The organism is Nonomuraea sp. NPDC001684, assembly GCF_053596515.1.
The window spans coordinates 1-14,787 of record NZ_JBSFGJ010000237.1; the positions used below are offsets into that span (position 1 = coordinate 1).

Annotated in this window: 16 protein-coding genes; 9 read left to right on the forward strand and 7 right to left on the reverse strand. The window is 73.2% G+C overall.

Going from position 1 to position 14,787, the window contains the following annotated elements:
* From ACWCSD_RS32145 to ACWCSD_RS32155, 3 genes are all read right to left on the reverse strand, one after another.
* Positions 1 to 583: carbohydrate kinase family protein (locus ACWCSD_RS32145; RefSeq protein ID WP_449920464.1), on the reverse strand; the 583-nt coding region annotated here is incomplete at its 3' end.
* Positions 580 to 1,506, reverse strand: a complete 927-nt coding sequence (locus tag ACWCSD_RS32150; protein ID WP_358285202.1) for a pseudouridine-5'-phosphate glycosidase — start codon at positions 1,504 to 1,506, stop codon at positions 580 to 582. The genes ACWCSD_RS32150 and ACWCSD_RS32145, both read right to left, overlap by 4 nt.
* 120 nt (positions 1,507 to 1,626) lie before the next feature.
* Positions 1,627 to 2,736 carry a YeiH family protein gene (locus ACWCSD_RS32155; protein ID WP_449920466.1) on the reverse strand — a complete coding sequence of 370 codons (1,110 nt, stop codon included), beginning with the start codon at positions 2,734 to 2,736 and terminating at the stop codon, positions 1,627 to 1,629.
* A gap of 70 nt (positions 2,737 to 2,806) precedes the next feature.
* Here ACWCSD_RS32155 and ACWCSD_RS32160 point away from each other — a divergent pair, with 70 nt between their 5' ends.
* From ACWCSD_RS32160 to ACWCSD_RS32195, 8 genes are all read left to right on the forward strand, one after another.
* The gene (locus tag ACWCSD_RS32160) at positions 2,807 to 3,697 is read left to right on the forward strand and encodes a LysR substrate-binding domain-containing protein (RefSeq protein ID WP_358285206.1); all 891 of its coding nucleotides are present in this window, start codon (positions 2,807 to 2,809) and stop codon (positions 3,695 to 3,697) included.
* Between the two features lie 111 nt (positions 3,698 to 3,808).
* The gene (locus tag ACWCSD_RS32165; protein ID WP_397163833.1) at positions 3,809 to 4,111 is read left to right on the forward strand and encodes a hypothetical protein; all 303 of its coding nucleotides are present in this window, start codon (positions 3,809 to 3,811) and stop codon (positions 4,109 to 4,111) included.
* Between the two features lie 112 nt (positions 4,112 to 4,223).
* Positions 4,224 to 5,729: a phytoene desaturase family protein gene (locus tag ACWCSD_RS32170; protein WP_449920470.1), complete on the forward strand. Its 1,506-nt coding sequence runs from the start codon at positions 4,224 to 4,226 to the stop codon at positions 5,727 to 5,729.
* A 100-nt stretch (positions 5,730 to 5,829) separates the two neighbouring features.
* The gene (locus ACWCSD_RS32175) at positions 5,830 to 6,528 is read left to right on the forward strand and encodes a response regulator transcription factor (RefSeq protein WP_358285211.1); all 699 of its coding nucleotides are present in this window, start codon (positions 5,830 to 5,832) and stop codon (positions 6,526 to 6,528) included.
* On the forward strand, positions 6,525 to 7,889 hold the full coding sequence (locus ACWCSD_RS32180; RefSeq protein ID WP_449920473.1) for a sensor histidine kinase: 1,365 nt from the start codon (positions 6,525 to 6,527) through the stop codon (positions 7,887 to 7,889). Before ACWCSD_RS32175 ends, ACWCSD_RS32180 begins: the two co-directional genes overlap by 4 nt.
* Positions 7,890 to 7,898: 9 nt before the next feature.
* Complete coding sequence (locus tag ACWCSD_RS32185; RefSeq protein WP_449920476.1) at positions 7,899 to 9,074, forward strand: glycosyltransferase; 1,176 nt, start codon at positions 7,899 to 7,901, stop codon at positions 9,072 to 9,074.
* Complete coding sequence (locus ACWCSD_RS32190; protein ID WP_449920479.1) at positions 9,071 to 11,053, forward strand: glycosyltransferase family 39 protein; 1,983 nt, start codon at positions 9,071 to 9,073, stop codon at positions 11,051 to 11,053. Before ACWCSD_RS32185 ends, ACWCSD_RS32190 begins: the two co-directional genes overlap by 4 nt.
* Before the next feature lie 53 nt (positions 11,054 to 11,106).
* Positions 11,107 to 11,724: a TetR/AcrR family transcriptional regulator gene (locus tag ACWCSD_RS32195; RefSeq protein ID WP_387664398.1), complete on the forward strand. Its 618-nt coding sequence runs from the start codon at positions 11,107 to 11,109 to the stop codon at positions 11,722 to 11,724.
* A 12-nt stretch (positions 11,725 to 11,736) separates the two neighbouring features.
* Here the strand turns inward: ACWCSD_RS32195 and ACWCSD_RS32200 are convergent, their stop codons facing one another.
* The 4 genes from ACWCSD_RS32200 to ACWCSD_RS32215 form a co-directional block, all read right to left on the reverse strand.
* Entirely contained in the window at positions 11,737 to 12,003 is a 267-nt protein-coding gene (locus ACWCSD_RS32200) for a hypothetical protein (RefSeq protein WP_352320256.1), read from the reverse strand.
* Between the two features lie 69 nt (positions 12,004 to 12,072).
* Positions 12,073 to 12,924 carry a helix-turn-helix domain-containing protein gene (locus tag ACWCSD_RS32205; protein ID WP_357964569.1) on the reverse strand — a complete coding sequence of 284 codons (852 nt, stop codon included), beginning with the start codon at positions 12,922 to 12,924 and terminating at the stop codon, positions 12,073 to 12,075.
* A 59-nt stretch (positions 12,925 to 12,983) separates the two neighbouring features.
* Positions 12,984 to 13,244, reverse strand: coding sequence for a hypothetical protein (locus tag ACWCSD_RS32210; protein WP_397163840.1), 261 nt, complete (start codon positions 13,242 to 13,244; stop codon positions 12,984 to 12,986).
* Positions 13,245 to 13,330: 86 nt separating this feature from the next.
* Positions 13,331 to 14,344, reverse strand: a complete 1,014-nt coding sequence (locus ACWCSD_RS32215) for a phosphotransferase family protein (RefSeq protein ID WP_397163842.1) — start codon at positions 14,342 to 14,344, stop codon at positions 13,331 to 13,333.
* Positions 14,345 to 14,542: 198 nt separating this feature from the next.
* Between ACWCSD_RS32215 and ACWCSD_RS32220 the strand changes: the two genes are divergently transcribed.
* The coding region (locus ACWCSD_RS32220) for an ROK family protein (RefSeq protein WP_449920485.1) at positions 14,543 to 14,787 on the forward strand (245 nt) is incomplete at its 3' end.

The window sequence follows — 14,787 nt, forward strand, 5'->3', positions numbered from 1 at the left end:
GCGACTCGCCGTGATCGCCCATGGCCCACTGCGGGCGGCGGTCGTGCATCAGGTACGTCAGCAGCTCACGGTCGGCGAGCAACGCCTGGGCAGGCATGACCGGCACCCCGGCGGCCACGGCGTCCCGGACGGCGGCCCTGGCCAGGCGGAGACCGGGGGCCGCGAACAGCGTGTAACCCGACAGGTGCAGCCGGCCGACCCCGTCGAGCAGGGACGGGTCCCAGTCGGCGTCGGAGATCAGGCCGCCCGCGCCGCGGTTGGTGAGCATGGAACGTTCGCCGGTCTTGTCCACCATGGCGATGACGACCGCCGTGGGGTGCTCCTGGTCCACCAGCACGTGGGGCCGGACCCCGGTCCTGACCAGCTCGGTCGTGTGCCACTCGCTGCTGTCGTAGCCGAGCTTGGCCAGCAGCCGCGAGTCGGCCCCCAGGTGGGCGGCCCAGGCGGCGGTGTTCGCGCCCGAGCCGCCGGGCCGCAGCACGATCTCCGCGGCGGTGTCGGTGCCCGCCATGACCGGGGAGCCGTGCAGCGCCACCACGTCGGTGACGACGTCACCGATCACCAGGAGGCCGGTGTCGCTCACGCCCGCGACCAGGCCACGGCGATCTCGGCGGCCAGGGCGGTGTTCCCGCGCACGGCGGCCAGGTTGGCCTCCAGCGACGCGCCGCCGGTGCCGTTGACGAGGTAGCTGAGCAGGAACGGCGTGATCGCCTGCCCCTTGACGCCTTCGCGCTCGGCGGCGGCCAGCGCCTCGGCCAGCACGCGGTCGTGCAGCGCCGGGTCGAGCTGCTGGTCCCGCGGCACCGGGTTGGCCACGATGAACGCGGTCTCCGGGCCGGCCAGCGCGTCCTGGCCGCGCATGACGGCGGCGGCGTCCTCGGGCGACTCGATCCGCCAGTCGATCGGCTGGCCGGAGGAGTTGAGGTAGAAGCCGGGGAAGGTGTCGGTGCGGTAGCCGGCCACGGTCACGCCGCGCGTCTCCAGCCGCTGCAGCGTGGCCGGCACGTCGAGGATCGACTTCACGCCCGCGCAGACGACCGTGATGCGGGTGCGGGCCAGGGTGTCGAGGTCGGCGGACTCGTCCTGGTCCTCGGTCCAGCCGCGGTGCACGCCGCCCAGGCCGCCGGTCGCGAAGATCCGCACGCCGGCGCGGGCGGCCAGGAACGACGTGGCCGACACGGTGGTCGCCCCGCTCGCCTTCAGCGCGGCGGCCAGCGGCAGGTCGCGCTGACCCAGCTTGCGCAGCCCGGACTCGGTGGCGATGCGCTCCAGCTCCAGCTCGTTCAGGCCGATCCTGGCCACGCCGTCGAGGACGGCGATCGTCGCCGGGACCGCGCCCGCCGCGCGGACCACTCCCTCCAGCTCGCGGGCCACCTCCAGGTTGCGCGGCTGCGGCAGGCCGTGGGAGATGATCGTGGACTCCAGGGCCACGACGGGCGCGCCGCCCGCCAGGGCCTCGGCGACCTCGTCGGACGGCTGGAGAAGGGGATCGGTGGCGCTGCGCATGACGGGTTTCAAGCTCCTTGAGTGGTCCTGGCCGGTTCAGGGAGAACGGCGTGCCTGACGGAATTTGTTCCGAACAGAGCAGCGTACGGTGGCCTGGCCAGGACGTCCACTCGGGCGGCCTCACAGCAGCACGGCGACCCCGGTGAGCGAGACGGCGGCGATGAGCCCGGTGGCGATGGCGCCGAGCAGCACGGCCCGCCCGCCCTTGACGAGTTTGCGCACGTCGATCCCGGTGCCCAGGCCGAACAGGGCGGCGGCCATGAGCACGTTGGTGACCTGCGGGACCGCCCGCGTGACGACGTCCGGGACCCAGCCGGTGCTGCGCACCGCCACCATGACCAGGAACGCCGCCACGAACAGCGGCATGACGGGCGTCCGGCGCCCCTCCCGCCGGTCGGCCGCGGGCGCACCGGTCACGGAGCGGCGGGCACGGAAGGACGTCAGGGCGACGATGGGGGCCAGCAGGACGACGCGGGCCAGCTTCACCGTCACCGCGGCGGCCAGGACGCCCGACGCCGCGCCGATCGCGGCCACCTGCGCCACCTCGTGCACGGCCGCGCCGGTCCAGACGCCGAGCTGGGCCGGCGACAGCCCGAGCAGCGCCGCCAGCGCCGGGACGGCCACGATGGCCGCGCTGCCGTAGAGCACCACCACGCTCAGCGCGGCGGCCGCGTCGTCGTCGTCGGTGTCCTCCACGCTCTCGCGCATGGCCGCGACCGCCGCCGCCCCGCAGATCGACACCCCGGTCGCCACCAGCAGCGACGTGCCGGACGACAGGCCCAGGCGGCGGCCGATCAGCGGCGTCACCGTGAACGTCACGCCGGTCGCGGTCACCACGATCACCAGCGTCTGCCAGCCGAGCGCGAGCACCTGCGGCAGCGCGATCTGGAGCCCGAGCAGCGCGATCGCCACCCGCAGCACCCGCCGGGCCACGAACGCCAGCCCCGGCCTGAACCGCTCCCAGACGGCCCCCGCCCCGCCCCACCGCGCGGACGTCGCCGCCCAGGCCGCGAGGTTGGCCAGGACCGCCCCGGACAGCACCGCGATCACCGCCGGGCTGAACGCCGGGGCGAACCGGTTCGCCACCACGGCCACCACCACGGCGGCGGCCGCCAGCCCGATGCCCGGCCACACCGACGCCGCGGGGACGGCCGGCGCCGCGCCGCCTCGGGGGTCGGGGGTCGGCCGGGGCGCGGTGAGCGGGGGGATCCGCTGGTCGGGGAGAGGCATGATCCCAGTCTTCGGGCCCCGCGTACCGGCCGGTAGACACGCGTTGACTGGGAGGCCATAGCCTGTGGCTATGAGTGCGCTGCCGGATCTCGACTCGCTGAAGCTGCTGGTCGACGTGGGCGAGCTGGGCAGCCTGGGCCAGGCGGCCAAGGCGGCGGGCATGGCCCAGCCGTCGGCCAGCAAGCGGGTGGCCATGCTGGAGCGCCGCCTCGGCGTCCCGCTGCTGGAGCGCACGCCGCGCGGGTCCACGCTCACCGCCGAGGGCCGGATGGTGGCCGGGTGGGCGGCCCAGGTGCTGGCCGCGGCCGAGGAGCTGATGCGGGCCGTGGAGGCGGTGCGGCACAGCGAGGCGGCCCACCTGCGGGTGGCCGCCAGCATGACGGTGGCCGAGTACCTGGTGCCGCGCTGGCTCGGCGAGCTGCAGAACCGCGAGCCCGAGGTCCAGGTGGGACTGGACGTGGTCAACTCCGCCGACGTCGCGGCCAGGGTGCTGGGCGAGGAGGTGGAGCTCGGCTTCGTCGAGGGGCCGACCGTGCCGGAGGGGCTGGACAGCCGGGTGGTGGGCACCGACCGGCTGGTCGTCGTGGTGGCCCCCGGCCATCCCTGGGCGCGCCGCCGTACGGCCCTGCGCGGGGCCGAGCTGGCCGCCACGCCGCTGGTGGTACGTGAGCCAGGCTCGGGTACCCGGGAGACGCTGGACGTGGCGTTCAAGAGCCTCCACCGGGCCAGCCCTCGCCTGGAGCTCGGGTCGAACTCGGCGGTCAAGGGGGCGGCGCAGGCCGGGGCCGCGCCCGCGGTGCTCAGCGGTTACGCGGTCGAGGCGGACATCGCGACCGGCCGCCTGGTCGAGGTGCCCCTCGCCGGGCTCAACCTGGTCCGGAACCTGCGCGCGGTGTGGCGGCGCGGGCGCTCGCTCACCGCCCCGGCCGCCACGCTCCTGGCCATCGCCAGCCGTCCGTGAGCACGTTCCCGAAGGTGGCCGTTGACGCCGCCTGGAACGCGATCTAGCTTTCCCTTAGGAAAGTTTCCTAAAAGTAAGCGCGTTCACCCCCCGAAACTCAGGAGACTCCGCATGAGCCTTCGTCGTCCCCTCGTCGCCCTGGCCGGATCGGCGGTGATGTGCCTCGCCGCGGCGGGCCTGGCGCCGTCGCCCGCCCTGGCCGCGCCTGCCGACTGCACCGCCTGGGTCAGCGGCGGCTACGCCTACAGCAGCTGCACCTCCGGCACCGGCCAGCACGCCGTCGGGGTGGAGCAGTCGCACCCGTACGCCGGGCCGATCGTCCTCACCGGCGGCTGGACGGCCGTCGGCGGGGTCTCCTCGGTACGGCTCACGCCGTGGCCGGTCAAGCGCGTCTGGGTGAACAGGACGGGCTGACGGATCCGGGCCCGGCCGGGAGGGGACCCCGGCCGGGCCCACCCGCGAGTGGCCGCACCATCTCCGCACGAACCGTTGACTAAGGGCACAGGTCTGGTCATAAGGTGCGGGGATGGGTGCGTATGACGTCGTCGTGGCAGGTGGCGGGCACAACGGGCTGGTCGCGGCCGCCTACCTCGCCGGAGCCGGTCGCCGGGTCCTGGTGCTGGAGCGCCTCGGGCACGTCGGCGGCCTGGCGATCTCCACGCGGGCCTTCCCGGGCGTGGACGTCCGCCTGTCCCGCTACTCCTACCTGGTGAGCCTGCTGCCCACCCGGATCGTCCGCGACCTCGGCCTCGACCTCGACCTGCGCCGCCGCCGGTACGCCTCCTACACCCCCAAGGGCGACACCGGCCTGCTCGTCGACAACGAGGACGAGGCCCGCACCGCCGCCTCCTTCCGCGCCGTCACCGGCGGCGAGCACGACCACCGCGCCTGGCGCGACTTCTACGCCATGACGGCGGACGTGGCCCGCGTCCTGGCCCCCACGCTGCTCGAACCCCTGCGCACGCCCGCCGAGATCGAACGCCTGGTCGGCCCGGAGGCCTGGCGCGACCTGTTCGCCCGGCCCGTCGGCCAGACCGTGGACGAGCGGTTCGCCGACGACACCGTGCGCGGCGTCGTGCTCACCGACGCGCTGATCGGCACGTTCGCCGACCCGTCCGCCGACCTGCTGGCCAACAGGTGCTTCCTCTACCACGTGATCGGCGACGGCACCGGCGAGTGGAACGTCCCGGTGGGCGGCATGGGCGCGGTCTCCGGCGCGCTGGAGCGGGCGGCCAGGCGGGCCGGGGCGGAGATCAGGACCGGCGCGGAGATCGTCGGCATCTCGCCGTCGGGCGAGGTCGCGTACGTCGCCGAGGACGGCGAGCACACCGTGGACGGCCGCCACGTGCTGGTCAACCTGCCCCCGGCGGTGCTGGACCGGGTGCTCGGCGGGCCCGCGACCGTGCCGGAGGGCGCGCAGCTCAAAATCAACATGGTGCTGGCCCGGCTGCCCCGGCTGAAGGACCCCTCGGCCGACCCCCGGGCCGCCTTCAGCGGCACGTTCCACATCAACGAGGGGCGCGACCAGCTCGCGAAGGCGTACGAGCAGGCGGCGCGAGGGGAGATCCCGGAATCGCCGCCCGCGGAGGTCTACTGCCATTCCTTGACGGACCCGTCCATTCTGGGGCCGGAACTGCGGGGGAAGGCCGAGACGATGACCCTGTTCGGCCTCCACATGCCCGCCCGACTTTTCCGGGAAAATCCAGAAAAAGCGCGTGAGGATGCGTTGCGGGCCACGTTCGCCTCCATGAACGCGGTGCTCGCCGAGCCCATCGAGGACTGCCTGCTCCGCGCCCCCGACGGCGCCCCGTGCGTCGAGGTCAAAACCCCCGTCGACCTGGAGAGGGACGCGGGACTGCCGGGCGGCCACATCTTCCACGCCGACCTGAGCTGGCCGTACGCGGAGGAGAGGGGATGGGGCGTCGAGACCGGGCACGAACGCATCCTGCTGTGCGGCGCCGCCGCCCGCAGGGGCGGCGGCGTGAGCGGGATCGGCGGCCACAACGCGGCCATGGCGCTGCTGCGGCCCTGAACCGGGCCGGAAGGACCGCCGTTCCCCGGCGGCGATTTCTCAGGGCACACCGATGATCCCGTTCATCGTGCTCTCATAGTGGGCTCATATCTTGTGACACATGAGTGAGCCCGCACGGTTGCTGGTGGTGGACGACGAGCCCGCGTTGCGCGAGGCGCTGCAGTCGAGCCTGGAGTTCGAGGGCTACCGGGTCGGCACCGCCAACGACGGCCAGGCGGCGCTGGAGGCGCTGGCCGGCGAGCCGTACGACGCGGTGCTGCTCGATGTGATGATGCCGCGGCTCGACGGGCTCACCGCCTGCCGGCGGCTGCGGGCCCAGGGCAACCACATCCCCGTGCTCATGCTCACCGCCCGCGACGCCGTCGGCGACCGGGTGTCCGGGCTCGACGCGGGGGCCGACGACTACCTGGTCAAGCCGTTCGAGCTGGACGAGCTGCTGGCCCGGGTGCGCGCGCTGCTGCGCCGCGGCGCGCTCAACGCGGGCTCGGCCGACGGCGGCACGCTGTCCTACGGCGACCTGCGCATGGACCCGGCGACCAGGGAGGTCACCCGCGGCGCCCGCGCGCTCGACCTGACCAGGACCGAGTACCTGCTGATGGAGCTGTTCCTGGCCCACCCCCGTCAGGTCCTGACCCGCGACCAGATCCTCAACGAGGTGTGGGGCTTCGACTTCGAGCCGACCTCCAACTCCCTCGACGTGTACGTCATGTACCTGCGCCGCAAGACCGAGGCCGGGGGAGAGCCCCGGGTGATCCACACGGTCCGCGGGGTGGGGTACGTCCTGCGGGCCACACCGTGATCCGCAACAGCCTGCGCACGCGGCTGACGCTGCTGGTCGCGGCCGCCGTCGCGATCGCGATCGCGGTGTGCGCCGGGCTGTCCTGGTTCATCGTGCAGAACCAGGTCATCAGGCAGCTCGACCAGACCATCCTGGAGCCGGAGGGCGAGGGGGACAAGCGGTTCCTCCAGAAGAACTGCACACCGGAGGGCGCCTCCGACTACCACGACATGGCCACGCTGCTGTTCGCCGACGGCAGGACCTGCTCGCTCGGCTCGCCGATCGTGCCGGCGGAGGAGGACAAGAGGGCGACATCCGGCGGCGGTGAGCCGGTCTACCGCTACGGCGTGACGCGGGACGGCAGCGAGGTCCGCGTCGTGGCCGTCAACTTCGCGCCCGGCGTGGCCGTCCTGGAGGCCAGGCCGCTCTATCACATCAAGATCACCCTGCGGAACACCGCGCTCGCGCTCGCCGCCATCGCGGCCGTGGGCGTGATCGGCGCCGCACTGGCGGGACGGGCCATCTCCCGTACGGCCCTGCGTCCCGTGGGCCGGCTGACCAAGGCGGCCGAGCACATCGCCGAGACCGAGGACCTCAACACCCGCATCCCCGTCCAGGGCAACGACGAGATCGCCCGGCTCAGCTCCTCCTTCAACGCCATGACCGCCGCCCTGGCCGGTTCCCGCGAACGCCAGCAGCAGCTCGTCGCCGACGCCGGTCACGAGCTGCGCACCCCGCTCACCACCCTGCGCACCAACATCGACCTGCTGCTGCGCAGCGAGCAGACCGGCAGGCAGCTCGACCCGGGCGCCAAGGAACGCCTGCTGGTCAACGTCAAGGCGCAGTTCGCGGAGCTGTCCACGCTGGTCGGCGACCTGCTCCAGCTCGCCAGGGGCGACACCGACCACGAGCCGCACGTCGAGCTGGCCCTGCACGACGTCGTCACGGCCGCCGCCGCACGCGCCCGGCTGCGCGGCGCCGACGTGCGCACCGACCTGCACCCCTGGTACGTCGTCGGCAGCCCCGCCTCGCTCGAACGCGCCGTGCTCAACCTCATCGACAACGCCCGCAAGTTCAGCCCCGAGGGCCAGGTCGAGGTCTCGCTCAAGGACGGCCGGCTGACGGTCCGCGACCACGGCCCCGGCATCCCCGAGGAGGAGCTGCCGCACGTCTTCGAGCGCTTCTGGCGCTCGCCCTCGGCCCGCGGCCTGCCCGGCTCCGGGCTGGGCCTGGCGATCGTGGCGCAGGCCGTGTCCGAGACCGGCGGCAAGGTACGGCTGTCCAACGCGCCCGGCGGCGGCGCGATCGCGACGATCGATCTTCCTGGAACTCTCACTCGTCACTCACAATCGGATAAGTCCTCTCAAAGACCCGAATCGTGAGCTGGCTGCATGGAGACAACAGCGGTAAGGACGCGCCTGGTAGAGGTGGTCGTCCCGGTCCACAACGAGCAGCGGGCGCTGCGGGAGAGCGTAGCCCGGCTGCACGCCTACCTCGCCACCACGTTCCCGTACGGCTTCCGCATCACCATCGCCGACAACGCCAGCACCGACGACACCTGGCGGCTGGCCACCGAGCTGGCCCGTGAGCTGCCGCAGGTACGGGCCGTGCACCTCGACGAGAAGGGCCGCGGCCGGGCCCTGCGCCAGGTCTGGTCCACCAGCGAGGCCGACGTCGTCAGCTACATGGACGTCGACCTGTCCACCGACCTGGACGCCTTCCTCCCGCTGGTCGCCCCCCTGCTGTCGGGCCACAGCGACCTGGCCATCGGCACCCGCTTGGCCAGAGCCTCGCGGGTGGAGCGCGGGCCCAAGCGGGAGTTCATCTCCCGCTCGTACAACCTGCTGCTGCGCTCGGTGATGGGCGCCGGGTTCTCCGACGCGCAGTGCGGGTTCAAGGCCGTGCGCACGGAGATCGCGCAGGCGCTGCTGCCCGCCGTCGAGGACGAGCAGTGGTTCTTCGACACCGAGCTGCTGCTGCTTGCCGAGCGGCACGGCCTGCGCATCCACGAGGTCCCCGTCGACTGGGTGGACGACCCCGACAGCCGCGTGGACCTCCTGCGGACCGCCCTGGACGACCTGCGCGGGCTGGCCAGGGTGGCCCGCAGGACCCTGTCGGGCGCGGCGCGCCTGCCGATGCCCGCCCGGGTGCGGCGGGCCGAGCTGCCGAAGGGGATGGCCAGGCAGCTGCCCAGGTTCGCGATCGTGGGCGTGGTCAGCACGCTGGCCTACCTGGCGCTGTTCTCGATGTCGCGGCAGGTCGTCCCGGCGCAGCTCGCCAACGCGGTCGCGCTGCTCGTCACGGCCGTGGCCAACACGGCGGCCAACCGCCGCTTCACGTTCGGCGTCAAGGGCTCGGGCGGGGCGCTGCGCGACCAGTTCGAAGGCCTGATCGCGTTCCTGGTGGGGCTGGCGCTGACGTCGGGGAGCCTCGCGCTGCTGCCGGGCGGGGTCTCGCACGGGGTGGAGCTGGTGGCGGTCATCGCGGCCAACGCGGCGGCCACCCTCGTCCGGTTCCTGCTGCTGCGCGTGTGGGTGTTCAACCCCCGGCGCAGGAGCGGGCGATGACCGCCGTCGCCGCGCCCGCCCGCGTGCGCGCGCTGACCGGCGCCGCGGGCGACCCGCGCTGGTCGCGGCCCGCGATGTGGACGGTGCTGGCCGCCGCCTTCGTCCTGTACGCCTGGGCGCTCAGCGGGAACGCCAACGAGTACTACGCCGCCGCCGTCCTGTCGGGCACGCGGAGCTGGAAGGCGTTCTTCTTCGGCGCGATCGACGCCGGGTCCTTCATCACCGTGGACAAGCCGCCGCTCGCGCTGTGGGTCATGGGGCTGTCGGCGCGGATCTTCGGCTACAGCACGTACAGCATGCTGATGCCGCAGGTCCTCGCCGGAGTGGCGGCCGTCGGGACGGTGTACTCGGCGGTCCGCCGGTCCTTCGGGCGCACCCGTCAGGGGCACGTCGCGGCCCTGGTCGCGGCCGTGGTCATGACGCTCACCCCGATCACGGTGGCCATCAACCGGGACAACAACCCCGACACCGTGCTCGTGCTGCTGCTGGTGCCGGCGGCCTGGTTCTGCCTGGAGTCGCTGCGCACGGCCCGGCTGCGGCCGCTGCTCCTCGCCGCGCTGTTCGTGGGGCTCGGGTTCAACGCCAAGATGTTGCAGGCGTACCTGGTGGTGCCCGCGTTCGGGACGGCGTACCTGGTGTGCGCCCGTCACGGCCTGGCCCGGCGGGTGGGGCACCTGCTGGCCGCCGGGGTCGTGCTGGTCGCGTCCAGCGCCTGGTGGATGGTGGTCGTCGACCTCTGGCCCGCCGCCTCGCGGCCCTACGTGGGCGGCTCGACCGGCAACACGGTCCGGGACCTGGTGATCGGCTACAACGGGCTCGGCCGGATCTTCGGCCAGGACCGGGCCGGCGGCGGGTCCGGCGGCGCGAACTTCGGCGGGCAGGCCGGGGCCGGGCGGCTGTTCAACGAGGTCATGGCCGGGCAGATCTCCTGGCTGCTGCCGTTCTGCGCGGTGGCGCTGGCCTTCGCCGTGCTGCTGCGGGCGCGCGGGACCGTCTTCGACGGGGCCGCCTGGCTGCTGTGGGGCGGCTGGCTGGTCGTGCACCACGCCGTGTTCAGCTTCTCCCATGGAACGTTCCATCCCTACTACACGACCGCGATGGCGCCTGCCGTGGCCGCGCTGACCGGCATGGGGGCGACCGTGATGTGGCAGGCGTACCGCGGGTCGCGGGGCTGGGCGTGGGCGCTGCCCGCGGCGGTCGCGGTGACCGGCGGGTGGGCGTTCGTGGTGCTGCGCCGCACGCCGGAGTGGCTGCCGTGGCTGGCCTGGGTCGTGCTCGGGGCGACCACAGTGGCCGTGGTGGCGCTCGTGACAGTGTTCGTGACAGGGCTCGTGCCGGCGTCCGCGACAGGGGCCGCGACAGGGCTCGTGGCGGGCAGGGGGCGGATGGCGGGCCGGGTGACCGTCGTGGCGCTGGCGGCCGCTCTGGTCGCGGGGCTCGCCGGTCCGGCGGCCTACGCCGTCTCACCGCTGGGGGCGCGGGTGAACGGGACCAATCCCACGGCGGGCCCGTCCACGGGCCGCACGGGCGGCCCCGGCGGCTTCGGCGGTCCGCCGCCGGGCGGCGAGCTCCCCGGCGCCCGGACGGACGCCCTCCAGGGCGGCGAGCCGCCTCAGGGAGAGCCGGACGCCCGGGAACGCGGTTCCATGGGCGGCGGCGTGGCCGGCTCGACGGTGCAGTACCTGGTCGCCAACCAGGGCCGGGCGACGTGGCTGGTGGCCGTGGGCAGCGCCCGGCAGGCTTCCTCGATCATCCTGTCCACCGGCCGCCCGGTGATCGCCATGGGCGGTTTCACCGGCTCCGACCCCGCCATGACCGTCCCCCGCCTGCGGGAGCTCGTCTCGTCGGGACGGCTCAGGTACGTGCTGCCCGGCGGCCGGGGCGGCCCCGGCGGCGGCGACACCGCGGTGACCACCTGGGTCACCGCCGACTGCGCGGCCGTGGACGGCCACACCGGCCTGTACGACTGCGCCCACTGAGGAAGCGACGGCGGCCGCGGGGCCCGTTCCCGCGGCCGCTGTAGGCTGATCGGGTGGCGAGTACGACCCGGGCCGATCAGGCCGACCAGCGCAGAGCAGAGCTTCTCGAGGCCACCCGCAAAGTGGTGCTCGAACGCGGCCTGGCCAACACGCGCATCGCCGACATCGCCAAGTCCATCAACGTCAGCGGCGGCCTGATCCACTACCACTTCGCGACCAAGGACGAGCTGATCACCGCCATGCTGCGGGCCACGCTCGACATCGAGAGCGCCCGGCTCAAGGAGCTGGCCGACGGCCCCGGCACGGCGGTGGAGCGCCTCGACCGGGTGCTGCGCTACTACATCCCCGAGTCGCGCTCCGACCAGAGCTGGCTGCTCTGGATCGACGCCTGGAACACCGCGCTGCGCGAGCCGGCGGTCAACGCGATCATGCTGGAGCTGGAGACGGCCTGGCTCGACGCGCTGGCGCAGGTGTTGTCGGCCGGCACCGAGGCGGGGGAGTTCGCCTGCGCCGATCCGGCGGGCGCGGCCGAGCGCATCGACGCCATGCTCGACGGGCTGATCATCCGCTACACCCTGCATCCCAACGTGCTCGACCGGGCGCGGCTGCTGGCCCACGCGCGCACGGCCGCCGCCGGCGAGGCCGGCATCGCGGTGGAGCGGTTCGGCTGAGTCCGGCCCGACTCAGGCGGGCAGCGCGGCCAGCAGGAAGGCCAGGCGGGCCGCCGCCGACTCGACGTCCTCGGCGGTGCCGAGGCGGTAGCCCCACGACGTGATGTACGCGCCGTCGTCGGAGCAGGTCACCGTCTCGGCCAGGGTGGCGGAGAACCGGTTGCGCACCGACACGTACGCCGGGTCGCTGGCCAGCGCGACATTCTGCACCGAAAGATCGGCGTGACGGCCCGCGTGCCACGCGAACCGCTCAAGGCAGAGCGCGGTATCAAGCATCATGCGTCACCTCCGCAACGTCTCGCGACAGAATTGCACGATCTTGCTGCGGGTGGCAAGCAATTGCTGAGGTTAATGTGGGGTTTGTTGCAGGTATTCGCGAAGAATACGGATGATGACTTCTCGCCCGGGCTCGCCGAACTCCGCCACCTTGGCGTAGTCGTCGAAGGCCCGCACGTAGAAGGCGATGTCGTCGGGGTCGCGCAGCACGAGGTCCTTGGTCATCGTGGCGACGCCCACCATGGCCTCGTTGTAGATCCAGAACCCGTTGATCGGCGCGGACGGCAGCTCGGTGCCGAAGGGGATCACCCCGAACTCCACGTTGGGCAGCGTGCTGACGGCCAGCAGCCGGTCGAGCTGGCCGCGCATGACGTCGGCCGGGGCCAGCGCGCTGCGCAGCGCCGACTCCGGCACCACGAACCGGAACGTGCGCGTGCGGTCGTAGAGGATCTCCTGGCGCTGCATGCGCACGCGGACGGCCGCGTCGATCTGGTCGGCCGCGCTGTAGAGGCGCTTGACCTTGCGGAACACGTGCCGGGCGTACTCGGAGGTCTGCAGCAGGCCGACGACGATACCGGGCTCGAAGACGCGGAACAGCTTCGTGCGCGCCTCCAGGTCGCGGATGTCCTCCTGGATGGCGGCCAGGCCGCTGCGGTGCCGCTGCTTCCAGTCGTCGTGCCGCTCCAGCAGCGCGATGGCCTGCCTGATGAGCTCGTCGGTCGTGTCGGGCGCGGCTCCCACGGCCTGCGCCCACACGACCACGTCGTCCTCGGTCGCCGTCTGCCTGGCGTTCTCCAGGCGGGAGACCTTGGACGGCTGCCAGCGCAGCCGCTCGGCCAGGTCTTTGCCCGACAGGTGGGCGGCTTCGCGCAACTGGCGAAGCTGGCCGCCGAGGTCGATGCGCGCCTGCTGATAGGACGTCACGCGGCAAGAGGCTAGCTCCGCGGGCACCGATCATGCCAGGCCCAGCCGCGCAATCGTGATCAAGCGGTTGCCGACGGTGTCCCGTCGCTGGTGGGCCGGGCGCCGGCTGACCCGTCGAGCAGGACCCGGCGGGCGATCTCGGTGATGAGCTCGCGGGGCACCTCGACGGCGGCCTCGCCGTCGAGCACGTCGCGGAGGTCCGCGAGCGCCTCGGGGTCGGTGACGTGAAGTCCCTGGACGACGATGGTGCCGCGATCGGTCTCGTACAGGGTGGGGCAGGCGCCCGCCTCCGAGGTGGAGCCGAGGAACCGCATGCGCATGACGATCCTTTCCCCGAATGCCAGATGCAATTGCGCGCAATTGTACGCATCTGGGCGTCCGGCGTGATCCTTTTCCCGCATCGGGTTCAGCGCAACAAGCCTTCCATGATGTCGTGGGCGCGGCCGAACAGACCGAGGGTGGTCGCGTGCAGCACGTCGCCGATGTCCCGGGGCGCCTTGCCGGCGAACGCCCGCGCGTGCGTGCCCTCCAGCACGATGCCGAGCTTGAAGCAGGCCAGCACCGCGTACCAGTCGATCGCCGACAGGTCGCGCTCCGACAGCGCCGCGTAGTACGCGACCAGCTCCCGCTCCGACGGCAACCCCGGCACGTGCCCGTTGTTCACCGGCCAGGTGGCCAGCAGCCAGCCCAGGTCGAGCAGCGGGTCGCCGATCGTGCACATCTCCCAGTCGACGATCGCCGCCACCCGGGGTCCGTCGAGGGCGAACATCAGGTTGGCGAAGTGGTAGTCGCCGTGCATGATCCCCGGGACGAACGCGGCGGGCCGGTGGCGGGTCAGCCAGTCGGCGGTGGCGTCGAGGCCGGGGATGTCGGGGCCGGGGTAGCCGTCGAGCTCGCCGTAGGAGTCGAGCTCCTTCAGCCAGCGCGGCACCTGCCGGTCGAGGAAGCCCTCGGGACGGCCGAACCCGGGCAGCACCGCCGGATCGACCCGTCCCAGCTCGGCCAGCGCGGCGGCGGCCTCCAGGCCCATCCGGTGCCGGATCGCGGCGTCGGAGGCGTGCGGCTCGGGCAGCCCGGTCGAGGGGTTGAACCCGGCCACCGGCTCCATCAGGTAGAACACCGGCTCCCGGGCGGTCTGCGCGGCCACCAGCCGGGGCGCCGGCACCGCCGTGCCGCTCAGCGCCGCCAGCAGCCGCGCCTCGCGCCGCAGCACCTCGTTGCTCCTCGCCCGGGCGTGCAGGGGCGGCCTGCGCAGCACGTACGGCCGGCCGCCGCGTTCGAGGCGGACCATGACGTTCTGGGTGCCGCCGGGGATCGGCGCGACGTCCGTGATCGCCCCGCCCGGCAGCCCCTCGGCGTCCATCCACGCGCCGAGGTCGTCGAGGTCGATGGCGCTGACGTCGATGTGGGTGGAGGTCATGGCCGCCCTTTGACAGAACGATATTCTGGAGGCTTCAACCTACGAGAGCCCTGACGCCCGGTCAACCCAGGGCCCGGCATGAACGGCGGGAACTGCCGCGACCGGTCGCCCGGCAGGTCGCGGGCGGTCGGCTCGTCCTGGGCCACGACCGGGCCGATGGCGGCGCTGCTGGGAGAACATGGGTGGATGAAGTGCGTTGTGGCAGTTGATGTGGGGGGAACGACCCTCAAGGGCGGATTGATCGCCCAGGACGGCGGCATCCTCTACCGGGAACGCCGCCCCACCCCCCGCACCGAGGGGCCGGAACGCGTGATCGCGGCGATCTCCGCCTTCGTCGCCGACCTGAGCGCGCCGCGGACCGTCGCCGGCGCCCTGCTGCGCCCGGCGGCCGTGGGCCTGGCCGTGCCCGGCCTGGTCGCGTCCGGGCGGGCGGTCTTCTCGGC

Coding starts and splice junctions, on each gene's coding strand:
- ACWCSD_RS32150 (WP_358285202.1), bottom strand. CDS start 1,506: ATGCGCAGCGCCACCGATCCCCTTCTCCAGCCGTCCGACGAGGTCGCC.
- ACWCSD_RS32160 (WP_358285206.1), top strand. CDS start 2,807: ATGAGTGCGCTGCCGGATCTCGACTCGCTGAAGCTGCTGGTCGACGTG.
- ACWCSD_RS32155 (WP_449920466.1), bottom strand. CDS start 2,736: ATGCCTCTCCCCGACCAGCGGATCCCCCCGCTCACCGCGCCCCGGCCG.
- ACWCSD_RS32185 (WP_449920476.1), top strand. CDS start 7,899: ATGGAGACAACAGCGGTAAGGACGCGCCTGGTAGAGGTGGTCGTCCCG.
- ACWCSD_RS32200 (WP_352320256.1), bottom strand. CDS start 12,003: ATGATGCTTGATACCGCGCTCTGCCTTGAGCGGTTCGCGTGGCACGCG.
- ACWCSD_RS32175 (WP_358285211.1), top strand. CDS start 5,830: ATGAGTGAGCCCGCACGGTTGCTGGTGGTGGACGACGAGCCCGCGTTG.
- ACWCSD_RS32190 (WP_449920479.1), top strand. CDS start 9,071: ATGACCGCCGTCGCCGCGCCCGCCCGCGTGCGCGCGCTGACCGGCGCC.
- ACWCSD_RS32215 (WP_397163842.1), bottom strand. CDS start 14,344: ATGACCTCCACCCACATCGACGTCAGCGCCATCGACCTCGACGACCTC.
- ACWCSD_RS32165 (WP_397163833.1), top strand. CDS start 3,809: ATGAGCCTTCGTCGTCCCCTCGTCGCCCTGGCCGGATCGGCGGTGATG.
- ACWCSD_RS32210 (WP_397163840.1), bottom strand. CDS start 13,244: ATGCGCATGCGGTTCCTCGGCTCCACCTCGGAGGCGGGCGCCTGCCCC.
- ACWCSD_RS32170 (WP_449920470.1), top strand. CDS start 4,224: ATGGGTGCGTATGACGTCGTCGTGGCAGGTGGCGGGCACAACGGGCTG.